Raw genomic sequence first — 21758 nt, 5'->3', positions numbered from 1 at the left:
CCGGTCCGGCCGATCGGTCAAGCTGCGCTCATGCACACAATCGACCCGTTCCTGCTCATCATCGGCGCCATCTTCCTGCTTGCGGGGTTCATCAAGGGCGTGATCGGGCTTGGACTGCCGACGGTCTCGGTGAGCCTGCTCGCGGTGGCGATGCCGCCGGGCCAGGCGCTGGCGATCGTGATCCTGCCGGCCATCATCACCAATATCTGGCAGACCTTCGTCGGCCCTTACCTGCGCGACATCGTGCGGCGGCTGTGGCCGCTGATGATCGGCACCGCAATCGGAATCTGGCTCAACTCCGGCGCGCTGACCGGCGCCTCCGCGCGCTATGGCGTCATCGTGCTCGGCATTCTGCTCGTGATTTACGCCGTCATGGGCCTGAGCAGGGTCCGCTTCAGCGTCGCGCCCGGCCATGAGAAATGGGTCGGCGGCATCGTCGGTCTCACCACCGGGGTGATCTCGGCCGCGACGGGAGTGCAGGTGATCCCCTCGATGCCCTTCATGCAGGCGATCGGGATGGAAAAGGACGAGCTGATCCAGGCGCTCGGCGTGTTCTTCACGGTCGCGACTTTGGCGCTCGGCTTCACGCTGACCCGCTCAGGCCTGTTGAGCAGCGCCACCGCCGTACCCGGCGCGGTCGCCATGGCCTGTTCCTTCACTGGCGTGTTCGTCGGGCAGGCGGTGCGCTCGCGCATGGATGCGGAGAGGTTTCGCCGCTGGTTCCTGATCGCGATGATCCTGCTCGGGCTCTATCTCGCAGGTTCGGCGATCTACGAGCTCTATCTCGCCTGAAGCATCGCCATGCGCGCGCCGAGATAGACGAACATCGAGCCCAGCGCGCGATTGATCCAGCGCATCGCCCGGCCCGATTGCCTGAACCTCTTCGCTGTCCGCGCCGATAACGCGGCGACGAACAGACACCAGAGCGTGCCGTTGAAGATGAAGATCGTGCCAAGCACGAGAAAGGCGAGCGCCTTGTGCGGCGCCTGGCCGTCCACGAATTGCGGCAGGAAGGCGAGGAAGAACAGCGCCACCTTCGGATTGAGCGCATTGGTGAGCGCACCCTGCCAGAAAACTCTTGACAGCGGCATCGCGTCATTCCGCGGCGCGGACGCATCCGCGGGCTCGCCGGCGCGCGCCAGCAGCATCCTCACTCCGATCCAGCAGAGATAGGCCGCGCCGACCCATTTCACCACGCTGAATGCCGTTGCCGAGGCCGCGAGCAGAGCCGAAAGCCCGATGGCGCAGCCAAACACATGGACCAGGCAGCCGGTGCTGATGCCGAGCGCGGCGGCCGCACCGCCGCGCCAGCCGAATTGCGCGCTGCGCCCGACGATATAGGCGGTATCCGGGCCGGGCGCGACGTTGAGCACGAGGCCGGAAATGACGAAAAGCCAGAGATCGTGAATGCCGAGCATCGAAGCCATTCTCAAAGTGCTGCGGCCGGACGCCGCATGGTTCATCCCTTACCGGATACCGGCCCGGCCCGCTGGGCTATTGCGTCGCATCGGCACTTCCTTCAGATACGGCATAGTTTGTGCAAGTTCTTGTGCAAATACAGTCGGGCACCGCCGCCGCGAGCGGTTTGCCGCGCAAAGGGCCGATGGAACGACGTCTCGCCGCCATTGTCTGTGCTGACATCGCCGGATATTCCCGCATGATGGGGGTAGACGAGGCGGGGACGCATGCCTCGTTCAAGGCCCATCGCAGCGCCATCTATCCGATCATCCTCAACCATGGCGGCCGGCTGGTGAAAAATACCGGCGACGGCTTCCTCCTCGAATTTCCGAGCATCGTGGGGGCGATCGAGGCTGCCGTCGCGATGCAGACGGTGATGGCCGAGCGCAACAATCACCTCCCCATCGACCGAGCGATGCACTTCCGCATGGGCATCCACATGGGCGATGTGATGGCCGACGAGGACGAGGTGTTCGGCGACGATGTCAACGTCGCGGTCCGCCTGCAGACGGTGGCGCCGCCCGGTGGGGTCGCGGTCTCCGGGAAGGCCGCGACCGAAGCGGGAAAAAGGCTGAGCGTCGCACTCACGGACAAAGGATCACATCGCTTCAAGAACATCGCCGATCCCATTCATGTCTGGACCTGGACGCCCGAATCGGTGCCGCGGCGCGAGACGACCGGCGAAGACAGCTCTCACCTGCCCGCGCAATACCGGACTGCGATCGTCGGCGTGCTGCCCTTCGACAATCTCTCCGGCAGCGCCGACGAATATTTTGCCGACGGGTTGACGGAGGACCTGATCCACGCGCTGTCGCTGCAATCATTCTATCGCGTGCTCAGCCGCAGCTCGACGTTTGCATTCCGCGGCAAGAACCTTAGCACGCGGCTGATCGCGCGCGAGATCGACGCCACCTATCTGATCCAGGGCTCGGTGCGACGCTCGGGCTCGAAAATTCGTGTCACCGCCGAACTGATCGCCCCCGAAACCGGCGAGCAGCTCTGGACCGGCCGCTATGACCGCGACATGGACGACCTGTTCGCGCTGCAGGACGAGCTCACGACCAGCCTGTCGGCGGCGATCGCGCCCGAGATTTTTCGCGCGGAAGCCGTCTCGCGGCCGCGACAATCCGATTTGACCGCGTGGGACCGATTCCTGAAAGCCGTGTCGCATTATTACCGGGAGACCAAGGAGGATTTCGAGGCTTCCATCGATTTGTTCAAACAGGCGATTGCGCTCGATCCAAAGCTGTCGATCGCGCGCGCCTATCTTGCAACGATCATGGTCCAGGGCGTCCACTATGGATGGATCCCCTCCAGCCGCGAGCTGTGGACGACGGCGATGGAGCTTGCGGAAAGCAGCGTGCGGCTCGACCCGCGCTCGTCCTTTGCCTTTTCGATTCTCGCCTACCTGCAGGTGATGCAGGGGCGCTACGAGGATGCGCTTGAAGCGATCAGGCGCGCCATCGAGCTGAACCCGTATGACATGGGCGCACGCGGCGTGCAGGGCATCTGCCATCTCGTGGTCGGCGAACACCGCAAGGCGATCGAGCTGTTGTCGATGGCGGTCCAGCGCGGCAACAGCGACCCGCGCTATCAGTGGGCGGCCTCGACCGCGTTCAGCCATTACCTGCTCGGACAATACGATGCGGCTCTCTCCTGGGCGCGCGAAGCCTTGTACCTCAACCCCAATCATTTGCAGGTGCTGGCGATGCGGGCGGCAGCGTTGGCGCGCCTGGGAAGGCCTGAAGAGGCAGCAAAGGCCCGCGACATCCTGCTCGACAATTATCCGGACTTCACCGTCGAGCGGCATTTGCGGAATTTCCGCTGGAAGAATCCGGATGACATCGCCGATTACCGCGAGGGCCTGGTGAAGGCCGGTGCGCCTTACGGCACCATCGCGCTCGTCGCCAAGCGCGCCGCGGATTAGACCGCGCGTTCCGCAGGTAAGCTGCGAAGATAATCTTTACAGATTACCTTCATATAAGCTATTCAAGCCCGGCATGAGCAAGTCACCAGGCGGCACCGGGTCGGCGCGCACATCAGTGCTCGCCGAAGATCTTCGTTTGCTGATTGGAACGCTGAAGCGCCGGCTTCGCGAGCAGGGCCAAGGGCAGGACCTCCCGCCTTCGCAGGTCGCGGTCCTGCTTCGCCTCGAAAAGGATGGTCCAGCGACCGTGTCCAGCCTGGCGCGATCGGAGGGAATGCGACCGCAGTCGATGAGCGCGGCAATCGCGGCGCTGGAGTCTGCTGGCTTGGTCCGCGGCGCGCCCGATCCCGACGACGGCCGGCAAACCATCATGTCCCTCACCGACACCTGCCGCGAGCGGCTGCGCACCGGCCGGGCCGCGCGGCAGGATTGGCTGTCGCGCACCATCGCGGCGCGGCTGTCTCCGCGAGAGCAGCAGGAACTGACCGCCGCGGTCGGTTTGTTGAAGCGGCTCGTCGACGATTGATGCCGGCAACGAACCGCAGCGAACATGAGACGCGTTTTTCGATCGTTACGGAACTTCAACTATCGGGTCTGGGCGGCCGGCGCGCTGGTGTCCAACATCGGCACATGGATGCAGCGCGCCGCCCAGGATTGGCTCGTTCTCACCCAGCTCACGCAGCATAGTGCGTCTGCTGTCGGCGTCGTGATGGCGCTGCAGTTCGGACCGCAACTCCTGCTGATGCCATGGTCCGGCTTTGCCGCCGATCATTTCAACCAGCGCAAGCTTCTGATGGCCACCCAGGCGACGATGGGCGCGCTCGCGCTCAGCCTCGGGCTTCTCACCGTCACCGGCCTGGTGCAGCTCTGGCACGTCTATATGTTCGCCTTCCTGTTCGGCTGCAGCGCGGCGCTCGATGCCCCGGTACGCCAGACCTTCGTGGCCGAGCTGGTGGGCGATGCCGATCTGTCGAACGCGATCGCGCTGAACTCCACTTCGTTCAATGCCGCACGCATGATCGGACCCGCGATCGCCGGCCTCGTCATCGCCTCCGTCGGTACCGGCTGGGCGTTCCTGTTCAATGGCGCATCGTTCATGGCGGTGCTGACGTCGCTGTCCTTGCTGCGCAGGTCCGAGCTTCGTCCAAATGCGCGGGCTCATCCCGTCAAGGGCAGCGTCCTGCAGGGATTTCACTATGTCTGGTCCCGCCCTGATCTCAGGGCGACCCTGATCATGCTGTTCCTGATCGGGACCTTCGGGCTGAACTTCCCCATCTTCATCTCGACCATGGCGGTTGGCGTCTTCCATACCGATGCGCGCGGCTTTGGCCTGCTGTCCTCGATGATGGCGGTCGGGACGATGTCGGGGGCGCTCTTGGCCGCAAGCCGCGAGCGGCCGCGCTTCAATTCGCTGCTGCTGGGTGCTGCGATCTTTGGCCTCGGCTGCACGCTGGCCGCGCTGGCGCCGGATTACTGGCTGTTCGCGGCGGCGCTGGTCGTGATCGGCGTCGCCGCACTGACCCTCACCAACACCTCGAACGCGCTGATGCAGCTCTCGACCGAGCCGGCGATGCGAGGACGCGTGATGGCGCTGCGGCTCGGCGTTGCGCTGGGCGGCACGCCGATCGGCGCACCGATCGTCGGATGGGTTGCCGACCACCTTGGCCCGCGCTGGGCGCTCGGCGTCGGCGCGGCTGCCGGCTTTGCGGCCGCGATCATCGCGATCGTCGCGCTTTCTCGATCAGGCGGGAAGCCCGCCATCACCCGCAAAAGAGCCAGTTCAATCTGCCGCAGCAACGGTGATGACGGCGCGTCGAACGCGGCCCGGAACTGCGCGCGGTAGCGGCCCTGCTCCTGCAGGATCTCGTGCTTGGAGCCGGCGATGACGAGATGCGAGCCGGCGCGCAAATGCCGCGTCTCGAAGGATGAGGCCCCGCACCGGGGGCCTTTCTATTCGATCACCTCATCGGCGACGCCCAACAACGCTGGCGGAACCGTGATGTTGAGCGCCTTTGCCGTTTTGAGATTGATTGACAGCATCATCTTGGTCGGAAATTCCACCGGAAGCTCGCCGGGCGGAGTGCCGTGCAGAATCTTGTCCACGAAATAGGCGGCGCGGCGATAGCACCAGCGCAAGTCGACGCCGTAGCTGATCAACCCGCCGTCCAGCACGTGTTCGCGATAACCGTAGACCGTCGGCAGTCGCTTCGCCGCCGCGAATTCGGCAATTTGCGGTCCCACGCTCAACAATAGCCCGGTCTGCAGGACGATGACGATGTCAACCTGCGAGGTCGCGAGCGTCTCCATCGCCCGTTCGATCCCCGTAACATTGCCGCCCGGCCGCGCTTCGCTCGCGATCAAGCCGAGATGGACGGCGTCAGCCAGCGCCGGGCAGACGATCGGGATTACCGAGGTGGCAGCGCGTAGCGGAACCGCCGCATTGACGGCCGCTGCCAGGATAACGGCGGGCTTGAGAGCGACGAGTTCCTGCGCGAGCGCCGGCAGGCGGTCGGGAAAGCCCTCGGCATAGCGCGGTACCAGATCAAAGTCGCGGCCGTCGACGTAGCCGAAGGCTCGCATGCCGTTCAGGAAATCGTCGGCAAAGAATTTGGCCATCTTGCTTGCCGATCCTGACAGCCAGCCGACCGTCCTGCGCCCGTTGCCGCGACTTGCGACCGCGCCGCGACCGGCCATGCGACAGCTGCGCTGACCAACCCGCCGAGGAATGTCCGTCTGCCGATGTGGACTATCATCGGGACCTCATTGGATGGCGTTGTTCACAATCAAAGACGATATCATCGCGGCGCGCACGCGCCCACTGCCCGGTTCGGATCAAAACACGGCATGGCGGAGCGGCTCGCGCAAGCCTGCTTCACCGCCAAAAACGGATATCCCGCATTTAAAAAGTACACGCCCTAGCCGAACAGTGGCGTGCCGGGCACGAAGGCGTCGAACGCGGCCCAGAACTGCGCGCGGTAGCGGTCCTGCTCCTGCAGGATCTCGTGCTTGGAGCCGGCGATGACGAGATGCGAGCCGGCGCGCAAATGATAGGCGAACTCCTCGATCGCCGGAGTCGACACCACGGTGTCATTGGAGGCAGCCAACATCAGGATCGGCTGGCGGATCTGCGAGGGATAATAGGTCTGGCGGAACGTGTTCATGGCGCGGAAGGCGGTGTCGGCCCAGGCCACCGTCGGCGAGGCGATGCCGAGCGTGGGATCCTCCTCCAGGATCGCGGCGTTGCGGGCGTAGCGCACGGGATCGGAAGTGACGGGATTGTTGATGAAGGGACGCGCGCCGGTGAGCACGTCGTCGCCGCCCGGCACGTAGCGCCCGCCCTGCCCCGAAAAGCGCATCACGCGCAGCAACAGCCGCACCGGCAGCGCGGTGGTGCGGCCGGGCAGGTCGATCATCGGCGCCGACAGCACCATGCGGTCGAACCAGCGTTTTCCGGCATGCGCCAGGCGCAGCATCACCGCACCGCCCATGGAATGGGCCAGCGCGAAATGCGGCGGCGGGCAGTCCGGCAGCACCACCTGCTGCACAAAAGTTTCGACGTCGACCTCATAGTCGGCGAAGTCGCGGACATAGCCCTTGCGCGGATCGCGCAGGCGCCGCGAGGAATGACCCTGCCCGCGGAAGTCGATCATGGCGACCGCAAAGCCGCGATCGCGCAGGTCCCGCACGGTCTCGAAATATTTTTCGATCTGCTCGCCGCGGCCCTGGAAGACGCAAACCGTGCCCTTGCGTCCCGCGGGCGGCGCCCAACGCGCAAAACGCAATTCCGCACCGTCGGGGGTACGGATCGTGCCGGTGACGACGCTTTCAGGTACGGGATTGGCGGGAATCGAGACGAGCGTCATGGCAAGGGATTGAGGCGTGGTGGGCTAGGAGGAAAGCGCTGAAAAACAAGGGTTGGAGGCTCAAAAAAGGCCAAACTCCCGCCCTCTTGATCGCCGTCTTGCATCTCCCATATCACCTTCGTGCAGGCCGCTACCAGTGTTTCGGAACCGAAACATGAAGGCTGCACAGGACTAAAGCCCGGCCCGATGGCGGGCGGGTCATCGAAACAGTCGCTCAATGGAGGACTACCCTATGCGTACTTACGACCTCACTCCGTTTTATCGTTCCACGGTCGGCTTCGACCGTCTTTTCTCCCTGCTCGACCAGGTCAATTCTGACGGCGGCACTGGCTATCCCCCCTACAACATCGAGCGAACCGGCGAGAATGCCTATCGCATCTCGGTCGCCGTCTCGGGCTTTGCCAAGGAAGAGCTGTCCATCGTCGCGAAGGAAAACACGCTGACGATCAAGGGCGAGAAAGTCGCCAACGAGAACAGCAAGGACACGTCCGAAGTGCTCTATCGCGGCATTGCCGCGCGCGCCTTCGAGCGGGTGTTCCAGCTCGCCGACTTCGTGCTCGTGAAGAACGCCTCGCTTGAGAACGGCCTGCTCCATGTCGACCTCGTCCGCGAGATCCCCGAGGCCAAGAAGCCGCGCAACATCCCGATCGGCACGACCAGCCCTGCTCCGCAGGTGGTCGACGGCACGGCCGAGAAGGCCGCCGCCTGAGCGGACCGATCGTCGCGTAGCGTTGAGTAACGAAACGCCCCGGGAAACCGGGGCGTTTCTTCGTCATTGCGAGCGAAGCGAAGCAATCCATATTGTCTCCGCGGAAACAGTCTGGATTGCTTCGTCGCGGAGCCTGTCATCGGGCCGCGCGTTTGCGCGGACCCGTTGGCTCCTCGCAATGACGAGTGACTACTCCAGCCCCTCCGCCGGCGGCATTGGTTGGGTCGGCCGGATCGTCGCCGCGGCCTTGGCTTCGCCGATCGTGTTTGGAGGCGGGGCGGCATTGGCCTGGGCCGACGGGAGGGGCACGGGATGCGCCTGCGCGTTGGCGGCCGGCGGAGCGCTGGCCGGCGCCGGAGGCGGCGTCGCGGGCTTGGTCTCGATCGCTGCCGTTTGCTGTGCTGACGCCGGCCGCCTGGCGGCGATCGACCGCCTCGGTGCGGGCAGCGGCACGGCGCGGCTTGCGACATGCGGCACCGACGCCGGCGGCCGCGGCACGCCGCGGATCACCGTTGGCGGCGGCAGCGCGGCATCGGGTTGGTAACCCATCCGCTCAGGCCCGAAACTCCGCCCATAGGGGCCATTGCCGCCCCAGGCCGGCACGAAGCGGATGATCCGTCCATTGCGGGCGTCGATCACGAGCCGCCCGTCCTCGCCGTTGCGGTCGATCACGGCGATTGTGTAGACGAGGCCACGCTGGTGCGGGATCCCAAGCGGCGAGAAACCGTTGTCACGCAAGACCGCATAGACCTCCGTGGGCGGCAGCAGCGGCGGGGCGTAGCCGCCATAATTGTAAACGGGGGGAGGAGCCGGCGGCGGCGGCGCGCCGTAGGGCGCCCCATACGGCCCGTCGAAATCGGAAGCCGCCCGGTAGGGCGCCAGCATCTGGGCATTGGCGGCCGTCGCCGCGAACACCAATCCGGCCGACACGGCCCAGCTTACGAAACGCGTCATCGCTTTGTTGCTCCAGCAAGCCCCGCGTTAAACCCGAGGGCAAATCTCGGCGCAGATTTCGGCGCCGCTTGGGCCGGAACGCGGCACGTTTGCTTCAAATCGGGGGCGCCGGAGACCAGCAATGCAGTGGATTGGGCCCGAGAGGACTTTCGCCCGCTTGTGTGATAGAGAAAAATAAGGCATGGTGGCAGTTAGGACAGCAAAGCTGTCTCAAATTTCGTTGCGAAACCGGCATCGGTCTTGCAACGAAAGTTCGGCGCCAAGCGCTGCATAGGTACCCAGGCAAAGCCGTTCTCCAGGGACGTTGAACGCTGAGCCTGAACTCTGAAAATACGGCTCGCTTGAGGACGAGCGGCGACCCTCTCCGGGTGCCGCGGGACGCCCAAGGTGCGCCGAAGACAACGACGAGGCCCTTGACCGGGAGACGTGACATGAGCGGGTCGGACATCGAGCGCGAACACATCGTGGCAGAAGCACTGCAGGCGCGCGCCGATTCGAAACCGGCCGATCGCGAGCTGCATAGTTTTCGCCCCGCAGCCGAAGGTCTCTATGATCCTTCGCTGGAGAAGGACGCTTGCGGCGTCGGCTTCATCGCCAACATCAAGGGCAAGAAGTCGCGTCAGATCATTTCCGATGCGCTGAGCATCCTCTGCAATCTCGAGCACCGCGGCGCCGTCGGCGCCGACCCGCGCTTCGGCGACGGCGCCGGCATCCTGGTGCAGATCCCGCACGCCTTCTTCAAGCGCAAGGCTGCCGAGATCGGCTTTCTCTTGCCCGAGCCCGGCGAGTACGCGATCGGCGCGCTGTTCATGCCAAAGGACACGGCGTGGCGGAAGGTGATCCAGAGCATCATCGCCGATCAGATCAAGGCCGAAGGCATGCTGCTGCTCGGCTGGCGCGATGTGCCCAGCGACAACGCCTCGCTCGGCCCTTCCGTCAAGCCGACCGAGCCTTATCACATGCAGGTCTTCATCGGCCGCAACGGCGTCGCGAAGACCGAGGACGAGTTCGAGCGCAAGCTCTACATCCTGCGCAAGTCGATCTCGCAGGCGATCTATCAGCGCCGCGACCGCGGCATGGCCGGCTATTATCCGTGCTCGATGTCGTGCCGCACCGTGATCTACAAGGGCATGTTCCTCGCCGACCAGCTCGGCAAGTACTACGCCGACCTGCATGAGCCGGATTTCGAGAGCGCGCTCGCGCTGGTGCATCAGCGCTTCTCGACCAACACCTTCCCGACCTGGTCGCTGGCGCATCCCTACCGGATGATCGCCCATAACGGCGAGATCAACACGCTGCGCGGCAACGTCAACTGGATGGCGGCGCGGCAGGCCTCCGTGTCGTCCGAGCTCTACGGCAAGGACATCAACCGGCTGTGGCCGATCTCCTATGAAGGCCAGAGCGACACCGCCTGTTTCGACAACGCGCTCGAATTCCTGGTGCAGGGCGGCTACTCGCTGCCGCACGCGGTGATGATGATGATTCCGGAAGCCTGGGCGGGCAACCCGCTGATGGGCGAAGAGCGCCGCGCCTTCTACGAATATCATGCAGCCCTGATGGAGCCGTGGGACGGCCCGGCCGCGATCGCCTTCACCGACGGCCGCCAGATCGGCGCCACGCTCGACCGCAATGGCTTGCGCCCGGCGCGCTATCTCGTCACCAGCGACGACCGCATCGTGATGGCGTCCGAAATGGGCGTGCTCAAGATTCCCGAGGATCAGATCGTCACCAAGTGGCGGCTGCAGCCGGGCAAGATGCTGCTCGTCGACCTCGAGCAGGGCCGCCTCATTCCCGACGACGAGATCAAGGCTACGCTCGCCAAGAGCCATCCCTATCGCGGGTGGCTCGACCGCACCCAGGTCGTGCTGGAGGAACTGCCCGATGCACCGACCAAGGGCGTGCGCTCCAACCTGCCGCTGCTCGACCGACAGCAGGCCTTCGGCTATTCGCAGGAAGACATTAACATCCTGATGACGCCGATGGCCTCGACCGGCGAGGAAGCCACGGGATCGATGGGCAACGACACGCCGATCTCGGCGCTGTCGGACCGGCCAAAGCAGCTCTTCACCTATTTCAAGCAGAACTTCGCGCAGGTGACCAACCCGCCGATCGACCCGATCCGCGAAGAATTGGTCATGAGCCTCGTCTCGATCATCGGGCCGCGGCCGAACCTGTTCGACCTCAAGGGCCTTGCCGACACCAAGCGGCTCGAGGTGCGCCAGCCGATCCTGACCGATGCGGACCTGGAGAAGATCCGCTCGATCGGCGACATCGCCGAAAGCCATTTCAAGTCGCGCACGCTCGACACCACCTTCCATGCGGGGCTCGGCGCCTCCGGCATGGACCAGGTGCTGGATGAGCTTTGCGCGCGCGCCGAAGGCGCGGTGCGCGAGGGCGTCAACATCATCATCCTGTCCGACCGCATGGTCGGCTCCGACCGGATTCCGATCCCCTCGCTGCTCGCCTGCGCCGCCGTGCATCATCACCTGATCCGCACCGGCCTTCGCACCTCGGTCGGCATCGTCGTCGAATCCGGCGAGCCGCGCGAGGTGCATCATTTCGCGTGCCTGGCCGGCTACGGCGCGGAAGCGATCAACCCGTATCTGGCGTTCGAGACCATCATCGCGCTGAAGGACCGCCTGCCCGGCTCGCTCGACGACTATGAGGTCGTCAAGCGCTACATCAAGTCGATCGGCAAGGGCCTGCTCAAGGTGATGTCGAAGATGGGCATCTCGACCTACCAGTCCTATTGCGGCGCGCAGATCTTCGACGCCGTCGGGCTGAAGGCCGATTTCGTCGCGAAGTATTTTGCCGGCACGCACACCCGGATCGAGGGCGTGGGGCTCTCCGAGATCGCGGAAGAGACCACCCGCCGCCATACCGACGCGTTCGGCGACGCGCTGGTCTACAAGACCGCGCTCGACGTCGGCGGCGAATATGCCTACCGCACCCGCGGCGAGGACCATGCGTGGACCGCGGAGTCGGTCTCCAACCTGCAGCACGCGGTGCGCGGCAATTCCAGGGAGCGCTATCAGGCCTTCGCAAAAATCCTCAACGAGCAATCCGAGCGGCTGTTGACGCTGCGCGGCCTGTTCCGGATCAGGAGCGCCGAGGACGACAAGCGCAGGGCCGTGCCGCTCGCCCAGGTCGAGCCGGCCAAGGAGATCGTCAAGCGCTTCGCCACCGGTGCGATGAGCTTTGGCTCGATCTCGCGCGAGGCGCATACGACCTTGGCGATCGCGATGAACCGCATCGGCGGCAAGTCCAACACCGGCGAAGGCGGCGAGGAATCCGACCGCTTCAAGCCGCTGCCGAACGGCGATTCCATGCGCTCGGCGATCAAGCAGGTTGCGTCCGGCCGCTTCGGGGTGACGACGGAATATCTCGTCAACTCCGACATGATGCAGATCAAGATGGCGCAGGGCGCAAAGCCCGGCGAAGGCGGACAATTGCCCGGCCACAAGGTCGATGCCACAATCGCCAAAGTGCGGCATTCGACACCGGGCGTCGGCCTGATCTCGCCGCCGCCGCATCACGACATCTATTCGATCGAGGATCTCGCCCAGCTCATCTACGACCTGAAGAACGTCAATCCCGAGGGCCAGGTGTCGGTGAAGCTGGTCTCCGAGGTCGGCGTCGGCACCGTGGCCGCGGGTGTTGCGAAAGCGCGCGCGGACCATGTCACCATCGCGGGCTTCGAGGGCGGCACTGGTGCTTCACCGCTCACCTCGATCAAGCATGCGGGCTCGCCCTGGGAAATCGGCTTGGCCGAAACCCACCAGACGCTGGTGCGCGAGCGGCTGCGCAGCCGCATCTCGGTCCAGGTCGACGGCGGCTTCCGCACCGGACGCGACGTCGTGATCGGCGCGCTGCTCGGCGCCGACGAGTTCGGCTTCGCCACCGCGCCTTTGATCGCGGCAGGCTGCATCATGATGCGCAAGTGCCACCTCAACACCTGCCCGGTCGGCGTCGCGACGCAAGACCCCGTGCTGCGCAAGCGCTTCACCGGCCAGCCGGAGCACGTCATCAACTACTTCTTCTTCGTCGCCGAGGAAGTGCGGGAGATCATGGCGAGCCTCGGCTTCCGCACCTTCAACGAGATGATCGGCCAGACCCAGATGCTCGACCAGACGCGGCTTGTCGCGCACTGGAAGGCCAAGGGTCTCGACTTCTCGAAACTGTTCGTGCGGCAGAAGGAGGAGAAGGGCCAGAAGATCTATCACTCCGAGGCCCAGAACCATCATCTGGAAGCCGTGCTCGACCGCAAGCTGATCGAGCGCTCGCAGGCCGCGCTCGATCGCGGCGCGCCGGTCAGGATCGAAGCCGAGATCCACAATACCGACCGCTCGGCGGGCGCCATGCTGTCAGGCAGCGTGGCGAATATCTACGGTCATGCGGGGCTACCCGACGACACGATCCACGTGAGCCTGAAGGGCACCGCCGGCCAGTCGTTCGGCGCCTGGCTCGCCAAGGGCGTCACCTTCGAGCTCGAAGGCGAAGCCAACGACTATGTCGGCAAGGGCCTGTCCGGCGGCAAGCTCATCGTCAAGCCGCCGAAGAACGGCGGCATCGTGCCGGAGGAGAGCATCATCGTCGGCAACACCGTGATGTACGGCGCGATCGAGGGCGAATGCTACTTCCGCGGCATCGCCGGCGAGCGTTTTGCCGTGCGCAACTCGGGTGCGGTCGCCGTCGTCGAGGGCGCGGGCGACCATTGCTGCGAATACATGACCGGCGGCATCGTGGTCGTGCTCGGCAAGACCGGGCGCAACTTCGCGGCCGGCATGTCCGGCGGCATCGCCTATGTGCTGGACGAGACCGGCGACTTCGACCGGCTCTGCAACCTCTCGATGGTCGAGCTCGAGCCGCTGCTCTCCGAAGAGATGATCAACGCGGGCACCTATCATCACGCCGGCGATCTCGAGTCGCATGGTCGGGTCGACGTGTTCAACAACCTGCTCGATGCCGACATCGAGCGGCTCCATGTCCTGATCACGCGTCACGCCAAGGCGACGGACTCCAGGCGCGCCGCCGAGATCCTGGCGAACTGGAAGAAATGGCTGCCGAAATTCCGCAAGGTGATGCCAGTCGAGTATCGGCGCGCTTTGCGCGAATTGCAGGCGAACGCCGACGCCGAACCGAAAATCGCAATCGGGGCGTAACATCGTCACGCGTCATTCCGGGGCGCGCCAGCGCGAACCCGGAATCTCGCAAAGGCTACATCGAGATTCCGGGTCTGCGCCTTGAGGCGCATCCCGGAATGACCAAAGGACAAGCGCAGGGACGTCGGGCTTAATGGGTAAGGTCACAGGTTTTCTGGAAATCGAACGGCATGACCGAAAGTACACGCCGGTTGCCGAGAGGGTGAAGCATTTCAACGAATTCGTCGTCCCGCTCTCGGAGAAAGAGACGCGCGACCAGGCCGCGCGCTGCATGAACTGCGGCATCCCCTACTGCCACGGCACCGGCTCGGTCGCGCCGGGCACGCCGGGCTGCCCGGTCAACAACCAGATCCCCGACTTCAACGATCTGGTCTATCAGGGCAACTGGGAAGAAGCCTCGCGCAACCTGCACTCGACCAATAATTTCCCCGAATTCACGGGCCGCATCTGCCCCGCGCCGTGCGAGGCGTCCTGCACGCTCAACATCGACGACAACCCGGTCACGATCAAAACCATCGAATGCGCGATCGTCGACCGCGCCTGGGAGAACGGCTGGATCAAGCCGGAGATCGCGCCGCACAAGACCGGCAAGAAGGTTGCAGTCATCGGCTCCGGACCCGCGGGCCTGGCTTGCGCGCAGCAGCTCGCGCGCGCCGGCCACGACGTGCACGTATTCGAGAAATACGCCAAGGCCGGCGGCCTCCTGCGCTACGGCATTCCCGACTTCAAGATGGAGAAGGACATCATCGACCGGCGCGTCAAGCAGATGGAGGCCGAGGGCGTCACCTTCCATTATGGCGTCCATGTCGGAGCAGGCGGCGCGCTCGACCCGCGCACGATGCTCAACGACTATGATGCGATTGCGCTGACCGGAGGCGCAGAGGCGCCGCGCGATTTGCCGATCCCCGGCCGCGATCTCGCCGGCATCCATTTCGCGATGGATTTCCTGCCGCAGCAGAACCGCCGCGTCGGCAATGAATCGCTCAACGGCGCCGCCGACATCCTGGCCGGCGGCAGACATGTCGTCGTGATCGGCGGCGGCGACACCGGATCTGACTGCATCGGCACCTCGTTCCGGCAGGGCGCGAAATCGGTGACGCAGCTCGAGATCATGCCGGCGCCGCCCGAGCGCGAGAACAAGGGCCTGACCTGGCCGGACTGGCCCCTGAAGATGCGGACCTCGTCGAGCCAGGCCGAGGGCGCGGCGCGCGAATACGCCGTGCTGACGCAGAAATTCTCCGGAGCCGACGGCAAGGTCGCAAAACTCCATTGCGTCAAGGTCGACGAGAAGTTCAAGCCGCTGCCCGGCACCGAGTTCGAGCTTGACGCGGAGCTCGTGCTGCTCGCCATGGGCTTCGTGCATCCCGTGCACGAGGGCCTCCTGAAGCTGCTTGGCGTCGATCTCGACCAGCGCGGCAACGTTCGCGCCAACATGGTCGACTATCAGACCTCGCGGCCGAACGTGTTCACCGCCGGCGACATGCGCCGCGGCCAATCGCTGGTGGTCTGGGCGATCCGGGAAGGCCGCCTCTGCGCGCAATCGATCGACCGGTTCCTGATGGGGGCGACGGACCTGCCGCGGTGAATTCCGTCGGAGCTTTCTTCCGGGACGTCAAGCGCCGAAGTATCGCGCCATCGAGCAGCCGCTCACGTTCAAGGCCGGCTGCAGCGATCTCACTGCTCTGACCCGGCTGGGTCGTGCGATCCACCCGACACGCGAACTCAACCTCACTGTAAACGCCCCCGACCTCTAATATCCTTGCAGCTAACCCTGAGTTGTATCAGGATAGGAGCTATCGAAGCCGGGTTGGGGAAAAAATGTCCATGGGTTCTTATCTTCGCTTGTGCATTGTGTTCGCGCTCGCCGCGCCCGTGCTGCCGGCGCGGGCTGACATGTCGGTAAGGGACATGGCAGGGGCCACCGATGCAGTACGAGCAGCCGCGCAGGCGATAGTTCAGTACGAGATGTGTGGCGTCAATTCGTCCGAAATCATTTCGATGCTACTCGACCACGCAAGCGAGTGCGACGCATCAGAAACTCAAATGGCAAAACTGCAATCGACTTACGATCAGGAAGTATCAAGCCACAAGAGTTTATTGAAGCAACAAGGGCTGCAATGCCAGTGGTCACTCCCCCAGGCACAAGCTCAATTCAACAAAATGAAATCAAACCTTCAAGAAAAAATGCGAAGCAGCGGGTGCAACTGATGGGCTTCAAGCAATACTTGAAGCGATGCGCTCTTTGCGTAGCCTTGGTCCAATCGTTTGCCGCACAAGGCCTGGCTCAAGAAGCGGTCGATTTGCCTGTACCACTGGTGGCGCAGGACACACTGGAATGGTGTTGGGTGGCATCGGCACAAATGGTGCTGCGATTCAGGGGCGTTGATCCTCCCAATCAATGCCAAATCATGGAGATGGGTTACCACACTCCTCCAGGCGCGTGCTGCTCGAATCCGAACCGATGCGCCATCCCGGGCACGATCTACCAAGTTCAACGTATCATCAGCTATTTTGGAGGCGGCTTCACTCAACTGAACAGACCTGCAGATCCAAGCCAGCTATATTCTGTTTTGAAGCAAGGGGCTCCGGTCATCGCACACTTGGCACTACCGACCGGGGGCCACTTTGTCGTGATCCGCGGGATAAATTGGAGTTCCGGCTCTCCGGCTGTCGAAATCAATGACCCTTTCTTTGGCTCGTTGACGCTGCCGTTTTCTCAGTTGGTCCAGATTTGGGATGCTGGCCTCTATGTTGAGCCTGATCGCTCGTTTCAGGAACAGCCGCTCCCGCGCTCCGCAGCCCTGATAGCGCCAACGGCGCCTCGAAATCGTGAGGGACAGTTGGTCCATTCAGTTGCATTTCGATCGACTGACGTTTGCAGCATGCTGTCTCAATTTCATACTGGATCGTCTGCTCCCTTCCTTAGCGCGCGGGGGGAGACAATCTCAGTTGGGCGATCATGGGAAAGCAAGGATCGCTATTTTGGATTGAGCTGTACCGTCCGCGAGGCGAGCAGCAGCCGAACCGAGACGCACAGGATTTCTTGTACCACTCCCGGAAATCCAGACTACGATGCTGCATCGGGTGAATATGAGAAACTGAAAGAAGCTATTGATGGATGCATTCATGATCAGGGAGGCTGGGAATTTGATACGCTTGGCGGTGTCTTCGATGACTATTCTTTTGAAAGGTCCGGCTACACGAAAAAGAACGGAGATGATCGATTTTCGATAAACGCCGATTTTGAATATCGATACAAAAAGGAGATATTCGACACTGCGATCCAGCTTCAGTACGTGAAGCACAAATAGCGCATCGAGCCAGAACGGTTCCGATTCGCGAATTGCGTGAGACTTTCGGCGCAACCGCAGTGTGGTTCTTCGAATAGCACGAGGAAATACTTGCCAAGTCTTCAGGTGGAGAAAATGATTTGCAGGAAGCTCGCATATTGGATGGTAGCGATACTCTTCTGCTTTCGGGCTTCGGCTGCCGGGAACATTCCAATACCGACCGGTAGACCGGAGTGCATGGCGAACAACCTCTTCAAGGTCGCGGATTTCTCACTCCCACTCACCGACCTGCGCACGGATGCGGGTGAGCCGGTTCTCAATCAACTGAGGCCTGCGTTCAGGATAGATACCGTCTTCCGGTACTATGACCACAAGGACGAAACGCTTCCCGGAAAGACATTGTCGGCAACTGAAGCGGACGCGATAATCGCTGCGGGCCTCAAGATCGGGGTCGTCTTTCAGCATCACAACGACGATCCCGCGAAATTCCTGGACCCGGCGTCCGGGACAAAGGACGCCGACCGCGCTCTGGAATTGGCTGACGAGATCCGACAGCCGTATGGAAGTGCCATCTACTTCGGGGTTGATGGACCCGAGCGGCATCTCGGTCCGCTTATTCAGGAGTACAGACTGAACGGCGGAAGCCCGATGTCCGAAGAACGCAAAGCGGCGTTGAGGGCGGAAGGAAAATTTCATCTCATCGCGAGCTACGCCGACTTTATTCGCTTCGGCAAAGCAGCATTCCAGCTCGACAAGCTGGATGAAGTGACGCCGGCGAAAATGGAACCGGTGATTCAACGTTACTTCACCGCGATACGCGACGCCTTTCGGCTCTACGCCCGGCAACATCACGGCAGCGGCTACAAGGTCGGAATGTATTGCACCGGAGCGATGTGCCTGCTCGGGGACGCTGGAAAGCTGGCCGACTATTTCTGGGTTAGCCCGGAAGGGCGGAATGATCCGGAGTACAAACAATTCTTGAATCGCGAGAACCGTTGGAATCTGGTGCAACAACTTCCAACGTCTTGTTCCAGTTGGACGTCTGGTTCTCGTCAACAGCAACCGGGGTTTGATTTCGACTATTTGAATCCGCGGGCCACCGATTTCGGCCAATGGGCGGTGAAGCGCTAGAGGCGTTGCGCACGGCGAACGCGGCCAACTGCGAACAAGCGCGCGCCGGAGGATGTTCCATACGCGGATCATCCCGGGTTCCGGACGGATTATTGTGATCTCGTTGCAACATCGTTGGACTGTTTACCGCGCATTCGGGCGTGTCCCCACTTAGGACAAGATTCGACATCTCTTTGGTTTGATCGGGAAAGCTGGGCGCACCCGACAAACGGAGAGAGACACCACTGATGACCAAAATCTTGTCATGTACCGCAGCGCTGGGATTGCTGATCGCATCATCATCGGCATTTGCAGGGGGACATGGCCTCGGCGGGATGCCGGGGATCGGCGCTTCCCCCTTCGCTCCGGGACACGAATTCAAAACAGGCGCACCGGGCTCTGTCGGCGGCCCCGGAGCGTCGGGCTACGCGCCGGGACGGCAATACATCAACAGTGGGCGCACCACGATCGGAGGCAGTCCCGGCGCATCGGGTTTTGCTCCGGGCAACAGATTCAAATAATCAACAATCGCAATCGGGAACCTGAAAGACCGCCCCAATTGGCGGTCTTTTGCTTTTGATCTGGATGTCCTCTGCCAGCAGCCGCTGCACGGAAAAGCCCCGGTTGGCAACGAAGCTCGCTTCGAAGGGCCGCTCTCGCGCATGCTTGACGCGGCCGGGATTGGGGTCGAAATCCGAAAATTGGGTATACAAAGGGTTACGCGGCTCGCGCGACTTATAAGGCCGATTGCACGAACACTTAACGCATCGTTTGCAACATAACTGCTCTCCGAATTTCGTGCAGCAGGATGCAGCTATGAACCGTTGGGATGCCCGCCGCATCTGGTCTTGGAAGGCACCCTATGCTGTGGCGCGCATTCGTCCGGGGATCCGGACTCAAGGTGGGAGCTTGCTCGAGCGTTTCCTGCGCGATGAGTCGGGCAGTTACGCGATCATCCTCGGCCTGTTGATGCCGGTCCTGGTCGGCACAGCGGGGCTCGGCACCGAGGTCGCATGGTGGTTGTATCTCCACAAGAGCATGCAGAGTGCCGCCGATTCGGGAGCCGTCAGCGCCGCAACTGCCGGAACGAATCTGGATGTCGAGGCCAACTCGGTCACCGCGTCCTACGGCTACGCGAATGGCGTGAACAACGTCGCGGTCACTGTCAATCAACCGCCATCCACCGGCAACTACGTCTCCACGCCGCAGGCGGTTGAGGTCATCGTCAGCCAGCCGCAGCCGCGGCTTCTGTCAGCACTGTTCGGCAGCGGTACTGTTCTCGTCACGGCGCGCGCCGTGGCGGTGCCGAATTCCGGAACAGGCTGCGTGCTCGCGCTCGATCCCACGGCCAGCTCGGCCGTCGCGGTGAGCGGCAGCAACAACCTCAATCTGGTCAACTGCAATCTCTACAGCGACTCCAACGCCGCTCCCTCGCTGAACGTCAGCGGCAGCGCAGCGGTGTCCGCCAATCAGGTCGGAGTGGTCGGCACCGTCTCCGGCACGAGCAACATCACGGCGCAGAATGGCATCAAGACCGGCATGCGGGCGGTCACCGATCCCTACCAGAACGTCGTCCCCACGATGCCCACCTGGTGTGACACGAACAACAAGATCCAGGTGAAGGGAACGACGACGCTCAGTCCCGGCGTCTATTGTGGTGACGTCAGCGTCAACGCCGGAGCGACCCTGACGCTGGATCCCGGCATCTACTATTTCAACGGGGCGAACCTGTCGGTGGCGGGCAACGCGTCGATCACCGGCAACGGTGTAACCCTCATCTTTACCGGCTCCGGCAACAATTGGGGCTCCGCCACAATCGGCAGCAATGCGAACGTCACCCTGACGGCGCCGACCTCCGGAACGACGCAGGGCATCGTAATGTATTCCGACCGCAACATGCCGGTCGGCACGGCCTTTTCGCTGGAGGGCGGAGGCACGCAGAATTTCGGCGGCGCGATTGATTTGCAGAACGCCGCGCTGAAGTTCTCTGGCGGCAACGGCACGACGACCTCGTGCACGCAAATCATCGCTGACACGATCACCTTCACCGGCAGCTCGAACGTTCAGGTCAACTGCGCTGCGCTTGGCACCAACGCGATCGGTGTTCAGACCGCTCAGCTCGTCGAATAAAGGATCGCCCGAGATGACAACGGCTCGCCTTCGCGCACATCGCGCTGCCCGATCCCGCGGCAGGTTTCGCCGCTTTCTCGCTCGTACTGCCGGCGATACGAGCGGCGCCGCCGCGATCGAATTTGGCATAGCCGTCCCGATGCTGGCGCTCATGGTGACTGCCGTGATCGACCTCGGTTTGGGTGTGTATCACAAAATGCAGGTCGAGGACGCCGCACAGGCCGGCACGGAGTGGGCGATCAGGAACGGCTTCGATCCCAACGCGATCGTGAGCGCCGTGACCAGCGCGACCAGCAGTTCAGAGATCAGTGCATCGCCTGCTCCGGTCCAGTTTTGCGGGTGCGCAACCGGCTCCTCCATCACCAGCGCGACCTGCGGAACGACATGTCCGGGGGGAGCCCTGGCCGCAACATATGTGACCGTTTCGGCCCAGATGACGTACAACACGACCCTGAACTACCCGGCCCTGCCGAGCAGTTACAACTTCACCGCACAGTCGACGGCGAGGCTGAAGTGAAGCGTCCCGGACTATGGCGCGATGAGCAGGGCGCGTCCGCGCTGGAATTCGCGCTGACCGCGCCCGTCTTTTTCCTTTTTCTCTTCGGTATCATCGAACTTGGCCTGATGTTCTGGACGCAGATCGGCTTGCAGCACGGCGCCGAGATGGCGGCCCGATGCGCGACGATCAACACCACGCTTTGCCCCAGCAACAATCCCGGCGCCATCACCGGCTATGCGACGCAACAGGCCTATGGCTTGAGCCTGCCGGCCTCAACGTTCACCTACAGCACGCCGGCGTGCGGAAATCAGGTGAGCGCGAGTTATACGTTCCAGTTTCCCGACATCATGAACATCGGTCCGCTCACGCTCACCGCACAGGCGTGCTTCCCCGCCTGACGAGCAGGTTCCGCTGCGGGAGGCTCGATCGCGTCAGCTGCCCGCCAGCTGCGTCGATCAGCACGTCGGCTGTTGAACGAGCGGCGGACTGAGCCACAGTGGTCAGAGACCTGCTAATTTGGTGGAGTCGAGATGTGGCGCGGTGGATTTAGGCTGCACATATCTGTTTCCGCCTCTTTCGTCTGGCGGTGCCTTAGTGGTGTAGCCGTGACTCCGTTTCCACATCCCGCTCGTCGAACCGGACAGGCAGATCTCCCG

At 63.1% G+C, this 21758-nt stretch carries 17 protein-coding genes and 1 pseudogene; 13 read left to right on the top strand and 5 right to left on the bottom strand.

Features of this window, described 5'->3' with window-relative positions:
• The first annotated feature begins 30 nt into the window (after positions 1-30).
• Complete coding sequence (locus tag VKR55_RS09210) at positions 31-792, top strand: sulfite exporter TauE/SafE family protein (RefSeq protein ID WP_324402052.1); 762 nt, start codon at positions 31-33, stop codon at positions 790-792.
• Here the strand turns inward: VKR55_RS09210 and VKR55_RS09205 are convergent.
• Positions 780-1418 (bottom strand): LysE family translocator, encoded by a 639-nt coding sequence (locus tag VKR55_RS09205; RefSeq protein WP_324402222.1) that lies wholly within the window; start codon positions 1416-1418, stop codon positions 780-782. The genes VKR55_RS09210 and VKR55_RS09205 overlap by 13 nt on opposite strands.
• 185 nt (positions 1419-1603) lie before the next feature.
• On the opposite strand from VKR55_RS09205, the gene VKR55_RS09200 reads away from it, so the two are divergent.
• From VKR55_RS09200 to VKR55_RS09190, 3 genes are all read left to right on the top strand, one after another.
• Positions 1604-3385 carry an adenylate/guanylate cyclase domain-containing protein gene (locus VKR55_RS09200; protein WP_324402050.1) on the top strand — a complete coding sequence of 594 codons (1782 nt, stop codon included), beginning with the start codon at positions 1604-1606 and terminating at the stop codon, positions 3383-3385.
• Between the two features lie 73 nt (positions 3386-3458).
• Complete coding sequence (locus VKR55_RS09195) at positions 3459-3911, top strand: MarR family winged helix-turn-helix transcriptional regulator (RefSeq protein WP_324402048.1); 453 nt, start codon at positions 3459-3461, stop codon at positions 3909-3911.
• A gap of 24 nt (positions 3912-3935) precedes the next feature.
• The gene (locus tag VKR55_RS09190; RefSeq protein WP_324402046.1) at positions 3936-5228 is read left to right on the top strand and encodes an MFS transporter; all 1293 of its coding nucleotides are present in this window, start codon (positions 3936-3938) and stop codon (positions 5226-5228) included.
• On the opposite strand, the pseudogene VKR55_RS09185 reads toward VKR55_RS09190, so the two are convergent.
• The 3 genes and pseudogenes from VKR55_RS09185 to VKR55_RS09175 form a co-directional block, all read right to left on the bottom strand.
• Positions 5180-5296 (bottom strand): annotated as a pseudogene (locus VKR55_RS09185) (alpha/beta hydrolase); the annotation flags it as partial. The gene VKR55_RS09190 and the pseudogene VKR55_RS09185 sit on opposite strands and share 49 nt — an antisense overlap.
• A 39-nt stretch (positions 5297-5335) precedes the next feature.
• Complete coding sequence (locus VKR55_RS09180; protein ID WP_324402044.1) at positions 5336-6079, bottom strand: ABC transporter substrate-binding protein; 744 nt, start codon at positions 6077-6079, stop codon at positions 5336-5338.
• 221 nt (positions 6080-6300) lie between these two features.
• Positions 6301-7248 carry an alpha/beta hydrolase gene (locus VKR55_RS09175; protein ID WP_324402042.1) on the bottom strand — a complete coding sequence of 316 codons (948 nt, stop codon included), beginning with the start codon at positions 7246-7248 and terminating at the stop codon, positions 6301-6303.
• A gap of 232 nt (positions 7249-7480) precedes the next feature.
• Here VKR55_RS09175 and VKR55_RS09170 point away from each other — a divergent pair, with 232 nt between their 5' ends.
• A complete protein-coding gene (locus VKR55_RS09170; protein ID WP_324402040.1) occupies positions 7481-7957 on the top strand; it encodes an Hsp20 family protein in 477 nt (158 codons plus the stop codon).
• A gap of 189 nt (positions 7958-8146) precedes the next feature.
• Here VKR55_RS09170 and VKR55_RS09165 read toward each other — a convergent pair whose 3' ends face one another.
• Positions 8147-8911: a hypothetical protein gene (locus tag VKR55_RS09165; protein WP_324402038.1), complete on the bottom strand. Its 765-nt coding sequence runs from the start codon at positions 8909-8911 to the stop codon at positions 8147-8149.
• A gap of 431 nt (positions 8912-9342) precedes the next feature.
• Here VKR55_RS09165 and gltB point away from each other — a divergent pair, with 431 nt between their 5' ends.
• From gltB to VKR55_RS09125, 8 genes are all read left to right on the top strand, one after another.
• Positions 9343-14073, top strand: a complete 4731-nt coding sequence (gltB, locus tag VKR55_RS09160) for a glutamate synthase large subunit (protein WP_324402036.1) — start codon at positions 9343-9345, stop codon at positions 14071-14073.
• A 133-nt stretch (positions 14074-14206) separates the two neighbouring features.
• Entirely contained in the window at positions 14207-15658 is a 1452-nt protein-coding gene (locus VKR55_RS09155) for a glutamate synthase subunit beta (RefSeq protein WP_324402034.1), read from the top strand.
• Positions 15659-15897: 239 nt separating this feature from the next.
• Positions 15898-16281 (top strand): hypothetical protein, encoded by a 384-nt coding sequence (locus tag VKR55_RS09150; RefSeq protein ID WP_324402033.1) that lies wholly within the window; start codon positions 15898-15900, stop codon positions 16279-16281.
• Positions 16191-17384, top strand: coding sequence for a C39 family peptidase (locus VKR55_RS09145; RefSeq protein ID WP_324402031.1), 1194 nt, complete (start codon positions 16191-16193; stop codon positions 17382-17384). Before VKR55_RS09150 ends, VKR55_RS09145 begins: the two co-directional genes overlap by 91 nt.
• A 216-nt stretch (positions 17385-17600) precedes the next feature.
• Positions 17601-18494: a glycoside hydrolase domain-containing protein gene (locus tag VKR55_RS09140; RefSeq protein WP_324402029.1), complete on the top strand. Its 894-nt coding sequence runs from the start codon at positions 17601-17603 to the stop codon at positions 18492-18494.
• Between the two features lie 777 nt (positions 18495-19271).
• Positions 19272-20603, top strand: a complete 1332-nt coding sequence (locus VKR55_RS09135; protein WP_324402027.1) for a TadE/TadG family type IV pilus assembly protein — start codon at positions 19272-19274, stop codon at positions 20601-20603.
• Positions 20604-20616: 13 nt separating this feature from the next.
• Positions 20617-21120, top strand: coding sequence for a TadE/TadG family type IV pilus assembly protein (locus tag VKR55_RS09130; RefSeq protein WP_324402025.1), 504 nt, complete (start codon positions 20617-20619; stop codon positions 21118-21120).
• Entirely contained in the window at positions 21117-21500 is a 384-nt protein-coding gene (locus VKR55_RS09125; protein WP_324402023.1) for a TadE/TadG family type IV pilus assembly protein, read from the top strand. Before VKR55_RS09130 ends, VKR55_RS09125 begins: the two co-directional genes overlap by 4 nt.
• Positions 21501-21758 lie beyond the last annotated feature (258 nt).

The sequence above is a fragment of the Bradyrhizobium sp. genome, assembly GCF_035309285.1.
Taxonomy (GTDB): Bacteria; Pseudomonadota; Alphaproteobacteria; order Rhizobiales; family Xanthobacteraceae; genus Bradyrhizobium.
This window is presented reverse-complemented; position numbering and strand designations above follow the sequence as displayed.